The organism is Propionivibrio sp., from assembly GCF_049316945.1.
Classification (GTDB): Bacteria; Pseudomonadota; Gammaproteobacteria; order Burkholderiales; family Rhodocyclaceae; genus Propionivibrio.
In genome coordinates, this window is sequence record NZ_JBMOJE010000108.1 from 1 (window position 1) to 16,390 (window position 16,390).

A 16,390-nucleotide genomic window follows, 5' to 3' on the forward strand; every position below is an offset into this window, starting at 1 on the left:
CTCCGGAGTCGCCCATGCCTCGCCGCGCCCGTCTCACCCTCCCCAACGTGCCGATCCACATCATCCAGCCCGGTAGGGTGCGCAAATTCTTTTCTTTGCGCACGCGGAATCCCCTCGCGCCGACGTGCTCGATCCACCGGGTGGTGCGCAACGCTTCGCGTTTCACACCCTACCAAACCGCACGCGGGCGCATGGTGGCGATGTCTTGATGGTTGTTTGAACCCGCTATTCGCGTTTGCCAACCTTGCGGGTTGCTTTGCTCGGGCATGGATTGGGATAATCGGGTTTTCATTTTTCCGTGGATGGTCTATGTCACGCTATCGACGATCGAACGTTACCGGGGCGACGTTTTTCTTCACGGTGGTTACGTACCGTCGCCAACCCATACTCACTGATGAAGCGCTGCGCCGTGCTTTGCACGACGCCATCCTGCGTGTGCGTGAGCGCTATCCGTTTACCATCGATGCCTGGGTGCTGCTGCCGGATCATCTGCATGCGATCTGGACATTGCACGCTGATGATGCGGGTTTTGGCGTGCGCTGGGGATGGGTCAAACGCCTGGTAACGCGGGCGGTGGTGGCTGGCTATGAACGCTCGGACTGGCGCAACGCTTCACGCGTGGCACGCCGCGAATCGACAATCTGGCAACGCCGTTTCTGGGAACACCAAATTCGCGACGATGCCGATTTCGCGGTGCACATGGACTACGCGCACTTCAACCCGGTGAAGCATGGCCTTGTCCGTTCCGTGGCCGATTGGCCGCATTCCACTTTTCACCGCCTGGTACGTTCGGGCATCTACCCACCCGACTGGGCTGGGGGCGACAAGCCATTTTCGGATTACGCGTTTGACGAATAATAAATAATCAGCCCGGTAGGGTGCGCAAATTCTTTTCTTTGCGCACGCGGAATCCCCCGCGTGCATCGATGTGCTTTTGATCCGCCTGGAGGTGCGCAACGCTTCGCGTTTCACACCCTACAAAACCGCACGCGGGCACAGGGCGGCGCTGTCTTGATGGTTGTTGGCAACCCGCGAACCGCGTTCGCCAATCGGGCGCTTTGCCAACCCGGCGTGCTACGACCTGAGTGTCGTGTAACCCGTAATAATAAGGGACGCCCATCGTAACCGAAGTTTATAGGGGACGATAACGATTGTTTTTCTTGATTAGCTAGCAAGCTCGGCGAGGCTCGCTGCGAGAAGGGCGACACATCGCGGTGGATGCGCTTCGCTTATCCACCCTACCTGTTGCGGCGACCACCGTGTCTGGCGTTGTTGGGGCCCGCCGCGCCTGACTCGAGCAGGATTCCATATTCAACAGGCCTGTGAGGCAGGCAGGACGGGCGTCTTTAATTCATGTGCCCTGAGAGCCAATGTTTATGCGGCTCTTCAGGCATGCCGTGCCATGATCGCCTGTTGACGGGTGTTGTGGCGGGGTCGCTGCCTGTTTTCCAAACTTACGAAGAGCAATCTTCAGAAAGCACTTAAATACTGATATCCATGCTTTGAATGTCGCCTCCATTTTTCAATTGTTCCTCGGCAAACAGCGCGGCACCAACTATCCCGGCCTGATTCAGGAAACTGGCGGCAACGACCGGCGCTTTGGTGGTGATCATCGGCGAGAATTTTCCCAGGTCTTTGCTGACGCCACCTCCGAGCACGATCAGATCAGGCCATAGCAGGCTCTCCAGGGTGGTGAGATAGCGGTTGAAGCGCGGACCCCATTCCTTCCATTTGAGGTTGTTGACGACACGCACGGACTCTGAAGCATAACGTTCGGCTTCAATGCCATTTTCAAGGTAAAGGTGACCGAGTTCGGTGTTGGGGAACAGGTGACCATCGATGAAGAGCGCGGTGCCCAAGCCGGTACCGATGGTCACGATCAGCACCACGCCGGCGTGGTCCTTGCCGGCACCGAAACGCATTTCCGCCAGACCGGCGACATCAGCGTCATTCGCCACATAAACCGGACAGCCGGTCTGCTCTGAAAAGAATTTTGCAACCGGCATGCCGATAAAGGAATTGTCGATGTTGGCGGCGGTGCGGGCGATACCGTGCTGGATGGCCGCAGGAAAACCAATGCCGATCGGCCCCGACCAATGATGTTGATCCACGACTGCTTTCAGTGTCTTCCCAATCGCTTCGGGTGTGGCCGGACGGGGCGTTGCGATCCGGTTTCTCTCGCTAAGCAGCAACCCGGTTGTGGTGTCTACGATGGCAGTCTTGATACCCGTTCCACCCACATCAATGCCCAATATTTGCACAATTATCTCCGCTGGAAAATGTTCCGAGACCCGATGCTAGCCTATCTTGAAGGCTTTGGGAGCATTCAACGCAGCCAACAGGAGTGCACAACGCGATATGCTTCACCCTGAAAGGAGGTACCAGCCATGAACAAGAAACTACAAACCGTCGCTCTGGCGAACAGCTATCTGTTACTTAATCACGGCCCCGTTACGCTGGTGAGCAGCGTCTACGGTGGGCGGGCCAACGTCATGGCGGCATCGTGGTCGATGCCGCTCGATTTTGATCCGCCCAAGGTTTTGCTGGTTATCGACAGCCGGACACTGACTCGCGAACTGGTCGATGCATCGGGCGAGTTCGCGCTCAACATTCCCTGTCGAGACCTCGCCGAGAAGGTTCTTGCCGTCGGCAGCCTGTCCGGTCGGGAGTGTGACAAGTTTGCGCAAGCGGGTCTGCAACCCTTCGCGGCGACGCAGATCGGTGCACCGCTGATCCTGGGTTGTGCGGCATGGCTGGAGTGCCGGGTGATTCCCGAACCTGGCAATCAGAATCGCTACGATCTGTTCATTGCCGAGGTTGTAGCTGCCTGGGCTGATCCGGAGGTTTTTTCCGAGGGCCGCTGGCATTTTCCTGAGGCCAGTAGGAGAACCATTCACTATCAGGCCGGCGGAACGTTTTTTGAAACCGGCGATGCGTTTGAGTGTCCGGAAGCAAGTCAATAAAGGTTGCCGATTTCAGCGGCCGATTTCCGCCAGCAGCTTGCCGATCATGGTATTGGCCTGCTGCTGGTAGCCGCTTCCGAACAGATTGAGGTGATTGAGCACGTGATAAAGGTTGTAAAGCACTTTGCGCAGTTCAAACCCGTCAGCCAGTGGCCAGGCCTCGCGATAGGCGGCATAGAAACTTTCGGGGAAGCCTCCGAACAACTCAGTCATCGCCAGATCGGCTTCGCGGTCGCCGTAATACACCGCCGGATCGAACAGCGCCAGGGCGCCTGATTCGTCCACTGCCGCGTTGCCATGCCAGAGGTCTCCGTGGAGCAGGCTGATGTTCGGCTGGTAGTCCACGAACAGCAGCGGCAGTTTCTCCACCAGACGCTCGCCGTCGGCGATCAGCTTTCCTCTGTGCCCGTTGCGCTTGGTCAGTTCAAGCTGTGGCAGAAGCCGTTGGTGCGCATAGAACTCGGGCCAGGAGCGCCGTCGGGTGTTGCGTTGCGGCGTACTGCCGATGAAGTTGTCGCGCTGCCAGCCAAACTGGTCGCCCTCGATTCGATGCAGTTTGGCGAGCGCGTGACCGGCGCTTGTTCCCGCTTTCATTCCATGCAATGGCGTTAGATTCAGGTACTCAAGAACGAGATAGGCTTGCTGGCCGCTCACCCCATGTGCGACGACACGCGGCACGCGCAGCGCCGGGCAGGTGCCCAGGGCTGTCAGGCCATCCGCTTCAGCCTCGAACATTTCATGGAGATCGGCGCTGTTGAGTTTGACGAACCAGCGCGCACCCTCAGTACGAATAATCATGGCGCGCGAGATCGAACCGCCGCCAACGTTGTCTATTTGCTGGATGCGACAGGTTGATCCACAGAAATGACTTATAACCTCGTTCAGGCTATTGCAAAGAGTGGAATCCAGTTGCTTTTCATAGTGGCTCATGGTGGCTTCCCGGAAACAGGCATCATGATCTTACCCCGCTTAGACCAATGCGATAATCAATGAGAGTGGCACAAGCGGGGCGGAGTGATGCAAACTAGCGTCAACAACCATCAAGGCAGGGGCGGACAATGCAAAGCAGAACACTGACTGGCGAGCGACTGGTGGCCGCATTTCTCTGCGGCTGCGTGCTGTTCAATTACCCGGTGCTTTCTCTTTTTGATCGCGGCGCCGATCTGTTCGGCATTCCGTTGCTTTATGCCTACGTGTTTTCAACCTGGGCCGGCCTGATCGCCGTCATGGCCTGGTTTATCGAACGCCCAGCCGAGTAGGCGACGACAATGCTTAACGGCCCCGCTATTTTTGCCGCCTCGCTGTTCTATCTCGGCTTGCTCTTTGCCGTCGCATGGTGGGGTGACAAACGCGCCGATGAGGGACGTTCGATCATCGCCAGCCCGACCATCTACGCGCTGTCGATGGCCGTTTATTGCACGACCTGGACTTTCTACGGCAGCGTCGGCCGCGCTGCCGTGTCGGGTATCGGCTTCCTGCCGGTCTACCTCGGGCCGACGCTGGTCATGGCGCTCGGTTGGTTCCTGCTGCTCAAGATGATCCGCACCGCCAAGGCCAACCGGATTACCTCGATTGCCGACTTCGTCTCCTCGCGCTACGGCAAGAGCCACCTGCTCGGCGGGCTGGTCACCATCATCGCCGTGGTCGGCATCGTCCCCTACATCGCCCTCCAACTCAAGGCCGTATCAAGCAGCGTCAGCCTGCTGCTGCATTACCCGGAAATCGTCATGCCCGGCCGCAGCGTTACTCTCCCCGTATTCGCCGACATGAGCTTCTACATTGCTCTGATCCTGGCGGCGTTCACCATCGTCTTCGGTACTCGCCACCTTGACGCCACCGAGCGCCACGAAGGGATGGTGGCGGCGATTGCTCTGGAGTCCGTGGTCAAACTGGTGGCTTTTCTGGCGGTCGGGCTGTTTGTTACCTACGGACTCTACGATGGCTTTGCCGATATCTTCGATCATGTCGCGGACGATGAAAAGTTGCGCCTGCTGACCGCCGCCATTCCCACCGGGCAGGGCTATACCGGCTGGTTCTCGCTGACTTTGCTGTCCGGCATGGCCATTCTTTTCCTGCCGCGCCAGTTCCAGATTGCCGTTGTCGAAAATGTTGGCGAGGCGCATCTAAAACGTGCGGCTTGGCTGTTCCCGCTCTACCTGCTGCTGATCAATATTTTCGTGCTGCCGATTGCGCTTGGCGGCCTGTTGCATTTTGCCGGGCAGGGCGTCGATGCCGACACCTTCGTGCTCACCCTGCCCATGGCGCAGCGGCAGGAGGGGCTGGCGCTGCTGGTGTTCATCGGCGGCCTGTCGGCGGCGACCGGCATGGTCATCGTAGAAACCATCGCCTTGTCGACCATGGTCTGCAACGATCTGGTGATGCCACTGCTGCTGCGTCTCAAAGCGCTGGGGCTGGAAGAATCGAAAGACCTCTCGCGACTGCTGCTTGGTATCCGGCGCGGTGCGATCGTAGTCATCCTGCTGCTTGGTTACCTCTACTTCCGTCTGGCCGGCGAAGCCTACGCGCTGGTCGCCATCGGGCTGATCAGCTTTGCGGCGGTGGCCCAGTTTGCTCCGGCGATGATTGGCGGCATGTACTGGCGGAGCGGAACGCGCGACGGCGCCCTGGCCGGCTTGTTAGCCGGTTTCATGGTCTGGGGCTATACCTTGCTGCTGCCGTCATTTGCCAAATCGGGCTGGCTGGGTGCCGATTTCCTGACGCAGGGGCCGTTCGGCATCGGCTTGCTGCGGCCGCAGGAATTGTTTGGCCTGACCGGGCTCGACGAAATTTCGCACTGCCTGTTCTGGAGCTTTTTCGCCAACATCGGGGCCTATGTGGCCGTTTCAATCATGCGTCCGCCAACGGCGGCCGAAGCCAGCCAGGCCCGGCTTTTTGTCGACGCCCTGAAGCATGCGCGGCCGGTTGGCGCTTCACTGTGGCGAGGGCAGGCCGAAGTCAGCGACCTGCAGACCCTGGTCGGGCGTTTCCTCGGACCGGAACGCGCCAAATCGGCCTTTTCCGCCTATGCCCGCAAGCATGGCGGAAAGCGCGTTGAATTGCTTGAAGCCGATGCCGAGCTGGTGCATTTTTCCGAATCGCTGCTGGCCGGCGCCATTGGCAGTGCCTCGGCGCGCGTCATGGTGGCCTCGGTGGCCAAGGAGGAGCCGCTCAGCCTCTCCGAGGTGATGAATATCCTCGACGAGGCCTCGCAGTTGCGCCGCTACAGTCGCGATCTGGAGCGCAAGTCGCGGGAACTTGAGGCGGCGACGCGAGAACTCAAGGCGGCCAACGAACGTCTGCAGGAACTCGACCGTGTCAAGGACGACATCATGTCCTCGGTGACCCACGAGTTGCGTACACCGCTGACCTCGATCCGTGCCTTCTCCGAGATCCTGCGCGACGATCCGGACATGGACCTGGCCGACCGTGAGCGCTTTCTCGGCTTGGTGGTCAGCGAAACCGAGCGCTTGACCCGGCTGGTCAACCAGACGCTCGATCTGGCCAAGATCGAGTCGGGCAACGCCGACTGGCACGGTACCGAGGTTGATCTGAAGGAGCTCGTCGAACAGTCGGTGGCTGCGACCAGCCAGCTTTTCCGTGAGCGGGGTGCGTGCATCGAACTCGATCTGGCGGAGCATCTGCCGCTGATCCATGCCGATCGCGACCGGCTGATTCAGGTGATGCTCAATCTGCTCTCCAATGCGGTAAAGTTTCTTGCGCCGCAAGATGGCTGGGTGCGGGTCTCATTGCAGGCACAGCAAACCGGCCTGGAAGTGAGTGTTGCCGACAACGGGCCGGGCATCCGGGCAGAGGATCAGCCGATCATTTTCGAAAGGTTTCGCCAGGTTGGCGATACGATGACCGACAAGCCGGCCGGTACCGGCCTCGGCCTGCCGATCAGCCTGCGCATCATCGAACATTTCGGCGGGCGGCTGTGGGTCGAAAGCGTGCCGGGTGAAGGTGCCACTTTCCGTTTTTTCTTGCCTTTCGCCTTGGCTGGTAAAGTGCTAAGCGGTGCATCAAAGGCCAGCATGTAATTTATCCCAGAAAACTCTGTTTAACCACGGCGGCACGGCGAACACAGCGTAAAAACAATGGCTTGCAATATTTTCATGATTCACCCTTTGGGTGAGCCATTAAATCCTGAAAAACTGTGGCTTTTCGCCGTGTCCGCCGTGTCGCCGTGGTTTGAACTGCGGTTTTTAGGTTTATGCAATTCATTTTCGAACGGAATAACCATGACTAAAAAAGTGCTGATTGCCGACGATGAGCCAAACATCGTTATCTCCCTTGAGTTCCTGCTGCGCCGCGAGGGCTTTGACGTGGTCGTGGCCGTCGATGGCGAAGAGGCGCTGGCCAAGGCGCGTAGCGAAAAGCCGGATCTCGTGTTGCTCGACGTGATGATGCCGAAGATGAACGGCTTCGATGTCTGCCAGGCCTTGCGTGCCGATCCTGAACTGGCCGGCATGCGCGTTCTGATGCTCACCGCCAAAGGGCGCGAAACCGAGGTCAGCAAGGGCTTGGGGCTTGGCGCCAATGCCTACATGACCAAGCCTTTTTCGACCAAGGAACTGGTGGCCCAGGTCCGCTCTTTACTGGGAATGTAAGTGAGTCCTGCGCGCAAGCTTGTGCTGGCGACGGCGGCGGCTTGCTTTTTTGTCGTCGCCCTCATTGCCGCCGCCGCGGCTTTGCTGCTTCTCGGGGGCGCAGAGGCCGTCGAAGGGGTGCAAGCGGTGGTCGAGGATCCATCGACCAGCGAAGGGCGCATCGTCGGTATGGTGTTGCTCACGATGTTCAGTTGCGTGCTGGTCGGGTCAGTGGTCTTCGAACTGCACGGGCGCTATCTGCGCGCCACCTTGCGCATGGCCGAGGAGGTCGATGCGCTGGTGAGCAGCGGCAGCGTTCGCCTTGGCGAGTATGGTTCGGCCGAACTGCAGGTGCTCGGGCGAGCGATCAACCGGCTGGCCGCCGACCGGGAGTTGCTGGCGGGCGACGTGTCTGCGCGCGTGCACGAGGCGCAAGTCTCGCTCGAAAATGAGCGCAGCCGCCTCGCCGCGCTGATGGCCGAACTCAACCAGAGTGTCATCGTCTGCAATCTCGATGGCCGGGTGCTGCTTTACAACCAGCGGGCACACCAGGAGTTGTGCACCGGTCCGGAAGTGACGGGCGGTGAGTTGCTCGGGCTTGGCCGCTCGATCTACCCATTGTTCGACCACAGCCTGATCGCCCACGCCATGGAGCGGCTGCAGCAGAGACTGGGTAGCGACAGCGAAGGACTGTCGGTACAGTTTGTTACCGCAACGCGCGCCGGCCGGCTGTTGCTGGCCCACATGTCGCCGGTATTGACCGCCGCCGCAGGTGGCTCAAGCGGCTCAAGCACGGGGCAGGGCGCCGCAATGACCGGCTTTGTGCTGATCCTCGATGACATCACCACCGCCAATGAGCGCGATGCCCGGCGCGATGCGCTGATCCAGACCTTGACCGAGGGCGGTCGTGGCCCCCTGGGCAATATTCGCGCGGCGGCCGAGACGCTTTCCGATTTTGACGACATGCTGCCGGAACAGCGCGAACGTTTTCTGCGCGTCATTCGCGACGAAGCGCGGCTTCTCTCGCAGCACCTTGAACAGGCCGCCAATGCCTTTTCGGACGACCTGCGCGTGCGCTGGCCGCTGGAAGAAATGCATGGCATCGAACTGGTTAACGCCGCCGTTCGCCGCATTGCCGAACGTAGCACGCTCGCCGTCAAGATCGATAGCGTCGATGAAAGCCTGTGGCTGCGGATCGACAGTTTCGGCTTGCTGCAAGCGCTGTCCTTCCTGGCCACGCGCCTGCAGGACGAATACGGGATCCGCGAGGTGCGTCTCGCCTTGTCGCGCGGCGGGCGGCTGGCGCAGCTCGATCTGATCTGGAGCGGCACGTTCATGAATAATGAAACGGCGATGGACTGGCAACTGGCGTCGATGAATACCGCCGGCGAGGCGACGCCGCTTTCCATTCGTGATGTGGTCGATCGCTGCAACGGCGAGATCTGGTTTCAGCGCGAGCGCGTCTCGCATCGCGCCTATTTCCGCATCATGCTGCCCGCCGTCGAGGCGCCCAGGGAAGTGCCGCGCAACAGTTCACTCGCGCCACTGGGTAGCCGCCCGGAGTTTTATGATTTCGATATTTTTAGCTGGTCGGCCTCCGCCCATGCGCTTGATGATCGGCCGCTGGGCGAACTGGCCTATACCGTTTTCGACACGGAAACGACCGGGCTGCAACCCTCGGAAGGCGACGAAATCATCCAGATCGGCGCCACGCGCATCGTCAATCGCCGACTGCTGCGCAACGAATGCTTCGATCAACTAATCAATCCCCAGCGCCTGTTGTCCCGCGAATCGATCAGCATCCATGGCATCACGCCGGATCTGCTTATCGGGCAGCCGATCATCGATAGCGTATTGCCCGCTTTTCACGCCTTCTGTGCCGATACCGTATTGCTTGCGCACAACGCTGCTTTCGACATGCGCTTCCTGCAGTTGAAGGAGGAAAGCCTTGGCCTGCGTTTCGAGCAGCCGGTTCTCGACACCCTGCTGCTTTCTGCCGTACTGCATCCCAACCAGGAAACGCATCGCCTCGAAGCCATCGCCGAACGCCTGGGCGTCTCGGTCATCGGCCGCCATACAGCGCTCGGCGATGCCATGGTGACCGGCGAAATCTTTCTTAAAATGCTGCCGCTGCTTGCCGGGATGGGCATCCATACCCTGCGCCAGGCGCGCGAAGCGAGCGAAAGGACCTACCATGCCCGAATCCAGTACTGACACCATAAAACCAATAGCTGGCACCAGCTTGCGCGTTGCGCCCCTTTCGTCCTACTCAACCCTGCGCCAGCTGGCATCCGGCGCGCCGCTTACCGTGCCGCCGTCGGCCAGCGTTCGCGAGACCTTGCTCAAGCTGGATAGCGCCCACATCGACGCGATTGTCGTAATGGACGAGGCCAGCCATGTGCCGCTCGGCATCGTGACGCTGCGCGACGTGCTGCGCCGCATTGCGATCGAAGCCGGCGATCTCGAAGCGCCGATCGCCGTCATCATGACCGGCGGCCTGATCACCCTGCCTGCTGACGCCACCGCGCACCAGGCGAGCGTCGTCATGGTCCGGCGCGGTGTCCGCCATCTGGTGGTGACCGAGGCTGACGGCACCTATTTCAATGTTGTTTCGCAGGCCGATCTTTACGCTCATCCCGGCGCCCGCGCTGCGGAACTGGTGGCTTCCATTCTGGCGGCCAGGGATGTCGAAACACTGGCTACCCTGGCGACCGGCGTGCGCAGCCTGGCCATCCAGTTGCTGGCCGAGCGCGTCGGACCAGAAGCCATCTGCCAGCGCATTTCGGCGCTCAACGACCTGCTTACCTTGCAAGTGATCGAGCTGACCGCCGGCCATTTCGAACTGCCTTACGTACCCTGGTGCTGGCTGGTATTCGGCTCGGAAGGGCGACTCGAACAGACGCTGGCCACCGATCAGGATAATGGCCTGATCTTCGTCGCTACCTCGGATGACGAGGCGGCCAGCCTGCGCCAGGCCTTTCTGCCTTTTGCCAAGGCCGTCAATGTGGCGCTCGATGCCTGCGGCTTCCCACTGTGCAAAGGCAACATCATGGCCAGCAATCCGGACTGGTGCCTGTCGCTCGATGAGTGGAAGTCGGCTTTCGGCGACTGGATGTCGGTAGGGCATCCGGAGGCCTTGCTCAATTCAACTATCTTTTTCGATTTTCGCGCGCTCTACGGGCAGGACTCGCTGGCCAGCGAATTGCGCGAATGGCTGCTAGCCAGATCCAGCGACTATCCGATTTTTCTGCGTGCGCTGGTCGAAAATACCCTTGAATGGGAGTCACCGCTCAACTGGTGGCAAGGTTTTCGCTACGACGGCAACAAGGAATTCCCGCACACCATCGACCTCAAGCTGCATGGCGCGCGCCCCTTCGTCGATGCGGCGCGCATCTACGCCCTGGCCAAGGGTGTGCCGGATACCAACACCGTCGAGCGCCTGCGTGCCGCCTGCGGCATGCTGCCGCACGAAACCGCGGCGCTGGTCGACGCCTTCTATCACATCCAGCGCTTGCGACTGGAGCAGCAGGTCAATGGCAACAGCGAAGCGGCACCCAACCGCGTCAATCCCGATCATCTGCACGAACTCGACCGCTATATCCTCAAAGAATCGTTGAAGCAGGCACGCAACCTGCAGCAGCGGCTGGTAAGGAAATATGCAGCTTCGTAGCGGCATAAAGGTTTCTTCATTCTGACGTTCAGCCCGGTAGGGTGCGCAAATTCTTTTCTTTGCGCACGCGGAATCCTGGAAAGCTCTCCAATCGGCGTTCTCCAAGGCATCAACCACGAAAGCCATTAAATACGCCACTCTTCAGCGACATGGCTCGTAGATCGCCTGTTTATGCGGGCTACAGAGGCATGATCATTTATATCGCCGTCACCAACCGGGCGCATCTTTTGAAATGAAAACGCTCGCATGGCGCAGCAATGCTGCTGGCTATACGAGTCCGGTCAGGTAGTAGGTGGCGATCACGACAAAGACAGCCGCGGTCTTGATCACCGTGATGGCGAAGATGTCCTTGTAGGATTGACGGTGCGTCAGCCCGGTCACCGCCAGCAGGGTGATTACGGCACCGTTGTGCGGCAGCGTATCCATACCGCCGGAGGCCATCGACGCAACGCGGTGGAAGACCTCGAGCGGAATGCCGGCGGCCGCGGCGTTGGCAATGAAGGTTTCCGACATGGTGGCCAGCGCGATGCTCATGCCGCCCGAAGCCGAGCCGGTGATGCCGGCCAGCACGGTGACCGTAATCGCTTCGTTGACCAGCGGGTTGGGAATCGCCCGCAGCGCATCGGCGACGACCAGGAAGCCGGGAAGGGCGGCGATGACGGCGCCGAAGCCGTATTCGGACGCGGTGTTCATGGTCGCCAGCAGGGCGCCGCCGATTGCCGCCTTGCTGCCCTCGGCAAACTTGGTGAGGACCACCTTCCCGCCGAAGATCAGGACGGTGGCGATACCGATCAGCAGGGCACCCTCGACCGCCCAGATGGCGGCGACCGCCTTGGTTTGCTGGACCACCGGGGTAACCTTGCCGATAACCGCCGGAATGAAGGAAACGCTTTCCCCGTAGAGCGCCGGGATGGCGACGGTAAATACCTTGTTCATCACGCCGACCATGACCAGCGGCAGGATGGCGATCAGCGGATGCGCCAATTTCTCCTTTTCGTCGAAAGGCTCGGGTTCATTGACCAGATTGGTGCCGTAACCCTCACCCGCGGCCGCCGCCTTGCGACGGTTCCAGTTCAGGTAGAGCAAACCGACGATCAGGATGAAAATCCCGCCGATGGTGCCGAGTACGGGGGCGGCGTAGATGTTGGTCTTGAAGAAGGTGGTCGGGATGATGTTCTGGATCTGCGGCGTACCGGGCAGCGAATCCATGGTGAAGGTGAAGGCGCCGAGGGCGATGGTTCCTGGTATCAGACGCTTCGGAATGCCGCCCTGCTTGAACATTTCCGCCGCGAAGGGATAAACGGCAAAGACCACGACGAACAGTGAAACACCGCCGTAGGTGAGAATGCCGCAGACCATGACGATGGACAGCATGGCTCGTGATGGTCCGATCAGCTTGATCACGGCGGCGACGATGGCCTTGGAAAAGCCGGAAAGTTCAATCACCTTGCCGAAGATGGCGCCAAGCAGAAAGACCGGGAAGTAGAGCTTGACGAAGACCACCATCTTGTCCATGAAGAGGCCGGTGAACATCGGCGCGACCAGGCTGGGGTCGGTCAGCAATACAGCACCCATCGCGGCGACCGGAGCAAAGAGGATGACGCTGTGGCCCCGGTAGGCGACGAACATCAGGAAACACAAGGACGCGAGTACGATCAGAAACTCATTTTTTGACCTCCGTTGGAGTTTTTGGGGTGACTGAAATTGTTTTGGTTATTCGGCCGATTTTTGCAATTGGGCTAGCGCTTCCTCGGAGGTGTTGAAAAAGTGCGGGGTAACGTCCCGCTCGGCCAGCGCGTCGCCGAGGCGGGCACGGGTGAAGGTGCTGGTGGTGTAGCGCGTGACGCGGATGTAGAAACGCTCGACCAGGTCGCGCACCATATCCATGTAAGCGTCGAGCAATTCAGGGTTGAGGGTCAAGTTGTCGTAGTTAACGATCGTATAAACCTTGTGCCCCAGCGGCTTCAGCCGGGCTTCGATCACGCTGCGGATGTTTTCGATATCCTCCCGGCTGCGCACGATGAGACCGGCGAAATTGACGAAGAACAGGTTGTGTTTTTCGTCGAAGGCCAGGCGCTGCTCAAGCGGCAATGACAGCATGTCATCGCGCATGCCCATCGGCTCGTCGTTTCTGTGCATTGGCAATCTCGCGCTGCATCCTTTCCAGTTTGGCGAACAAGGGTTTCAGCGATTGAACCTGATCGAACAAGGCAAAACCGGCGGCGCCAATCACTTCGCCGTTGTCATCCTTGATCGGAATGCGGGTGACGACGAAAGTGGTGTCGGAGGTTTCCAGCAGGTCGAGCAGGATCGGCTGGCCGCTGGTGACCACCTCGCGCATCAGGCTGCTCGGGATGATGTCCTCGATAGGGCGTCCGATGGCATCGGCGGCCGAGATGGCGCCCAGGCGACTGGCGTAGCGCTCGTTGATCCAGACGATGCGGGCTTCGCGGTCTACGACCACCGTGCCTTCGCAGAGGTTTTCCAGACTCTCGAACAGGGACTGCATCGAGCGGTGGCGAATCTGCTCGTTGTCTAACAGCAAATCGGGCAGACGGGTTTGCGACATCGGGCGGACTCCTTGTGTCGTTCAATGATAAGTCCGAAAAGAGGATCGCAAACGATCATGGCGCGGATTTCCACCCTGAGTACGATCTTCAGGAAAAGTTGTCGGCAAACTCTTTTCCCCTTGGTCCCTCTTCAGTGAGGCTTCGCGCCGTCTTTGCGGGCGCGTAGCCAAGCAACGGGCCATGGATTCTTGATTTTTTTCACAACCTCTCAGTCGAGAAAGCGAACCCGGCCGCTATCGAGTTCATAGATGGCACCGACCAGCTTCATGCCGCGCTCGGTCACACCGGCCTTTCCTTCCGCAGATTCAAGCAGCCGGTGCATGGTTCGTCGCACATTGGCTTCAACGGCCGCGCCGAGAAGTTTGGTCGGCGGCATGTCAGGGTCAAGGCCGTCCAGTGCCGGAAGTATCTGTTCCAGCAGCAACTCGATCCGGCTGGCCTGCCGGGAGCCTTCAAAGCGCGAAGCGATGGCCGCCTTCACTGCGCCGCATCCCTCATGGCCGAGCACCACGAACAGCGGCGTGTGCAGATGCAGGCTCGCATACTGAAGGGTGCCGAAGATCGAGGGGCCCAGCACGTTACCCGCCACCCGGATGACAAACAGCTCGCCGAATCCGGAGTCGAAAATGAACTCCGGCGGCACGCGACTATCGCTGCAGCCCAGAATCGTGGCGAAAGGCTGTTGCCCCTTGGCCAGTTCAGCCAGCACCTCGCTTTGCAATGTCGGGAAACGCGCCTCGCCTCGGATGAAGCGCAGATTGCCGTCTTTCAGCCGCGCCAGGGCCTCATCGGCACTGTATTGAAGCGAGCCTTGGTGGTCGAGAATCATGACTTTGTGCCTTTATGGAATTCGTGAATGACGCACTCAGAGGCCCTTGGGGTGCAGAGCCAGTGCGTACCTCTGATATTCATGAAATCAATAAGATAGACGAACTGGACCCCGGCCTTCGCCGGGGTGACGAGTGGGGAGATTAGGCTGAAATGAATTTTTCTCAGGCTCTCAGGAAATCTTGATCTCGTTGGACAGCGGTTGCCCGTCAGCAAACTCGGTGACGCTCTGAATGGTTGTTTCGCTGATCGTGGTGATCGCTTCCTCGGTGAAAAACGCCTGATGACCGGTAACGATCACATTCGGGAAGGAAAGCAGGCGCTGGAAAACGTCGTCGGAAACGATGGTGCTGGACAGATCGCGGAAGAAAAGATCGGCTTCCTGCTCATAAACATCAAGGGCCAGCCCGCCCAGTTGGCCGCTTTTGAGCGCTTCGATGGCGGCCTCGGTGTCGATCAATCCGCCGCGACTGGTATTGATCAGCAGCGCGCCACGCTTGGCGCGGGCCAGCGTCTCGGCATTCACGATGTAGTGTGTTTCAGGCGTCAGCGGGCAATGCAGCGAAATGATGTCCGCCGTTTCACCAATCTCGCCAACCTTGGCGTAGCGGGCGCCGAGGGCTTCGAATTCGGGCGATGGAAACTTGTCGTAGCCGATCACTTCACATCCGAAGCCGAGCATGATCCGGGCAAACACGCGCCCGATCTTGCCGGTTCCCACAACGGCCACTGTCTTGCCGTGCAGGTCGAAACCCATCAATCCATCGAGCGCGAAGTTGGAATCGCGCGTCCGGTTGTAGGCCCGGTGAATCTTGCGGTTGATCGCCTGCAGCAGGGCAACGGCGTGCTCGGCAACGGAATAGGGCGAATAGGTGACGACCCGGACTACTTTGAGCCCGAGCCGTTCTGCCGCTTTCAAATCAACGTTATTGAAGCCGGTGCAGCGCAAGGCAACAAGACGCGTGCCGCCAGCCGCCAGCGCCTCGAGTACGTCAGCATCGGCCGTATCGTTGACGAAGATGCAGACCGCTTCGCAGCCAGCGGCCAAGGCCACGGTTTCCAGGTCCAGGGGGTCGTCGAAATAGCGAAGTTTGTGACCGGCGCTGGCATTGGCGGCGTTCAGGAAGTCACGGTCGTAGCGCTTGGCGCTGAATACGGCAATTTTCATTCGAGGCTCCAAAAGGCTGCATTTATTCCAATGGTGAAACTACGTTCAAACCGACTCAAGCACCTTGAGTAAATTTATTCTAACCATCCACCGTCATTCCGGCGAAGGCCGGAATCCAGATTCGTCCATCTGATCAAGATGTTAACCGGTCTTTAACAAACCATTGTCATTTTAACTGTTTTTGCCCTGTTGTTACATCTGCAAGCCATTGTTTATTTGTTACTATCCAATTCGCATACCTAAAAAATTGATTTGTAGTGCCAAAATAATACGTAGTGCCATAAAATAATCAGAATTTCTCTGGTAGATTCTGATTTTGGCGAAAGACACGCCAAAAAATTCGGAAAATTACAGATATTGATGTTCTATTGAGCAATATTTAATTCACAGGGGTTTCAAAGTGCACTAGCTAAAGTCATATTTACGAGCAAAATGATCAAATAAAACACCAGTACGCTGTAACTGGTTGATTAAGAAAGATGTTTTTTGTCGCTTGTTAAACTTCGGTTAAAAGACCTATTTGATAAACGAACTGGATTCCGGGTCAAGCCCGGAATGAGTGCGCCCGTGAAGGCGCGCAAACAGCACGGTGAGAGTCCGTGTCG

General features: G+C 58.9%; 14 protein-coding genes and 1 pseudogene. 8 read left to right on the forward strand and 7 right to left on the reverse strand.

Annotated features, from left to right (window positions below):
• Positions 1-209 (forward strand): annotated as a pseudogene (locus ACOYNV_RS19830) (hypothetical protein); the annotation flags it as partial.
• Positions 210-309: 100 nt separating this feature from the next.
• Positions 310-858, forward strand: coding sequence for an REP-associated tyrosine transposase (locus tag ACOYNV_RS19835; RefSeq protein ID WP_422901542.1), 549 nt, complete (start codon positions 310-312; stop codon positions 856-858).
• 623 nt (positions 859-1,481) lie between these two features.
• Here ACOYNV_RS19835 and ppgK read toward each other — a convergent pair.
• Positions 1,482-2,261, reverse strand: a complete 780-nt coding sequence (ppgK, locus tag ACOYNV_RS19840; protein ID WP_422901543.1) for a polyphosphate--glucose phosphotransferase — start codon at positions 2,259-2,261, stop codon at positions 1,482-1,484.
• 126 nt (positions 2,262-2,387) lie between these two features.
• On the opposite strand from ppgK, the gene ACOYNV_RS19845 reads away from it, so the two are divergent.
• Positions 2,388-2,963 (forward strand): flavin reductase family protein, encoded by a 576-nt coding sequence (locus tag ACOYNV_RS19845; RefSeq protein ID WP_422901544.1) that lies wholly within the window; start codon positions 2,388-2,390, stop codon positions 2,961-2,963.
• A gap of 12 nt (positions 2,964-2,975) precedes the next feature.
• Here ACOYNV_RS19845 and ACOYNV_RS19850 read toward each other — a convergent pair whose 3' ends face one another.
• Entirely contained in the window at positions 2,976-3,893 is a 918-nt protein-coding gene (locus tag ACOYNV_RS19850) for a fructosamine kinase family protein (protein WP_422901545.1), read from the reverse strand.
• A 128-nt stretch (positions 3,894-4,021) separates the two neighbouring features.
• Between ACOYNV_RS19850 and ACOYNV_RS19855 the strand changes: the two genes are divergently transcribed.
• From ACOYNV_RS19855 to ACOYNV_RS19875, 5 genes are all read left to right on the forward strand, one after another.
• A complete protein-coding gene (locus ACOYNV_RS19855) occupies positions 4,022-4,222 on the forward strand; it encodes a hypothetical protein (RefSeq protein ID WP_422901546.1) in 201 nt (66 codons plus the stop codon).
• A 9-nt stretch (positions 4,223-4,231) separates the two neighbouring features.
• Positions 4,232-7,000 (forward strand): ATP-binding protein, encoded by a 2,769-nt coding sequence (locus ACOYNV_RS19860; RefSeq protein ID WP_422901547.1) that lies wholly within the window; start codon positions 4,232-4,234, stop codon positions 6,998-7,000.
• A gap of 201 nt (positions 7,001-7,201) precedes the next feature.
• Positions 7,202-7,570, forward strand: a complete 369-nt coding sequence (locus ACOYNV_RS19865; RefSeq protein WP_422901548.1) for a response regulator transcription factor — start codon at positions 7,202-7,204, stop codon at positions 7,568-7,570.
• Positions 7,571-9,763: an exonuclease domain-containing protein gene (locus tag ACOYNV_RS19870; RefSeq protein WP_422901549.1), complete on the forward strand. Its 2,193-nt coding sequence runs from the start codon at positions 7,571-7,573 to the stop codon at positions 9,761-9,763. It begins immediately after the preceding gene.
• Positions 9,744-11,219, forward strand: a complete 1,476-nt coding sequence (locus ACOYNV_RS19875) for a DUF294 nucleotidyltransferase-like domain-containing protein (protein ID WP_422901550.1) — start codon at positions 9,744-9,746, stop codon at positions 11,217-11,219. Before ACOYNV_RS19870 ends, ACOYNV_RS19875 begins: the two co-directional genes overlap by 20 nt.
• 267 nt (positions 11,220-11,486) lie before the next feature.
• Here ACOYNV_RS19875 and ACOYNV_RS19880 read toward each other — a convergent pair whose 3' ends face one another.
• The 5 genes from ACOYNV_RS19880 to ACOYNV_RS19900 form a co-directional block, all read right to left on the reverse strand.
• Positions 11,487-12,848 carry a GntP family permease gene (locus tag ACOYNV_RS19880; RefSeq protein ID WP_422901551.1) on the reverse strand — a complete coding sequence of 454 codons (1,362 nt, stop codon included), beginning with the start codon at positions 12,846-12,848 and terminating at the stop codon, positions 11,487-11,489.
• Positions 12,849-12,932: 84 nt separating this feature from the next.
• On the reverse strand, positions 12,933-13,358 hold the full coding sequence (locus tag ACOYNV_RS19885) for a hypothetical protein (RefSeq protein WP_422901552.1): 426 nt from the start codon (positions 13,356-13,358) through the stop codon (positions 12,933-12,935).
• On the reverse strand, positions 13,321-13,788 hold the full coding sequence (locus ACOYNV_RS19890) for a PAS domain-containing protein (protein WP_422901553.1): 468 nt from the start codon (positions 13,786-13,788) through the stop codon (positions 13,321-13,323). The genes ACOYNV_RS19885 and ACOYNV_RS19890 overlap by 38 nt, the downstream gene beginning before the upstream one ends.
• Positions 13,789-13,997: 209 nt before the next feature.
• Complete coding sequence (locus tag ACOYNV_RS19895; protein WP_422901554.1) at positions 13,998-14,618, reverse strand: carbonic anhydrase; 621 nt, start codon at positions 14,616-14,618, stop codon at positions 13,998-14,000.
• 171 nt (positions 14,619-14,789) lie between these two features.
• Entirely contained in the window at positions 14,790-15,785 is a 996-nt protein-coding gene (locus ACOYNV_RS19900) for a 2-hydroxyacid dehydrogenase (RefSeq protein ID WP_422901555.1), read from the reverse strand.
• Positions 15,786-16,390 lie beyond the last annotated feature (605 nt).

Bases quoted from the DNA above. Each gene is read 5' to 3' on its own strand.
- ACOYNV_RS19860 (WP_422901547.1), top strand. From the start codon at position 4,232: ATGCTTAACGGCCCCGCTATTTTTGCCGCCTCGCTGTTCTATCTCGGC.
- ACOYNV_RS19875 (WP_422901550.1), top strand. From the start codon at position 9,744: ATGCCCGAATCCAGTACTGACACCATAAAACCAATAGCTGGCACCAGC.
- ACOYNV_RS19850 (WP_422901545.1), bottom strand. From the start codon at position 3,893: ATGAGCCACTATGAAAAGCAACTGGATTCCACTCTTTGCAATAGCCTG.
- ACOYNV_RS19845 (WP_422901544.1), top strand. From the start codon at position 2,388: ATGAACAAGAAACTACAAACCGTCGCTCTGGCGAACAGCTATCTGTTA.
- ACOYNV_RS19885 (WP_422901552.1), bottom strand. From the start codon at position 13,358: ATGCACAGAAACGACGAGCCGATGGGCATGCGCGATGACATGCTGTCA.
- ACOYNV_RS19835 (WP_422901542.1), top strand. From the start codon at position 310: ATGTCACGCTATCGACGATCGAACGTTACCGGGGCGACGTTTTTCTTC.
- ACOYNV_RS19865 (WP_422901548.1), top strand. From the start codon at position 7,202: ATGACTAAAAAAGTGCTGATTGCCGACGATGAGCCAAACATCGTTATC.
- ACOYNV_RS19900 (WP_422901555.1), bottom strand. From the start codon at position 15,785: ATGAAAATTGCCGTATTCAGCGCCAAGCGCTACGACCGTGACTTCCTG.
- ACOYNV_RS19855 (WP_422901546.1), top strand. From the start codon at position 4,022: ATGCAAAGCAGAACACTGACTGGCGAGCGACTGGTGGCCGCATTTCTC.
- ACOYNV_RS19890 (WP_422901553.1), bottom strand. From the start codon at position 13,788: ATGTCGCAAACCCGTCTGCCCGATTTGCTGTTAGACAACGAGCAGATT.
- ACOYNV_RS19895 (WP_422901554.1), bottom strand. From the start codon at position 14,618: ATGATTCTCGACCACCAAGGCTCGCTTCAATACAGTGCCGATGAGGCC.
- ACOYNV_RS19880 (WP_422901551.1), bottom strand. From the start codon at position 12,848: ATGTTCGTCGCCTACCGGGGCCACAGCGTCATCCTCTTTGCTCCGGTC.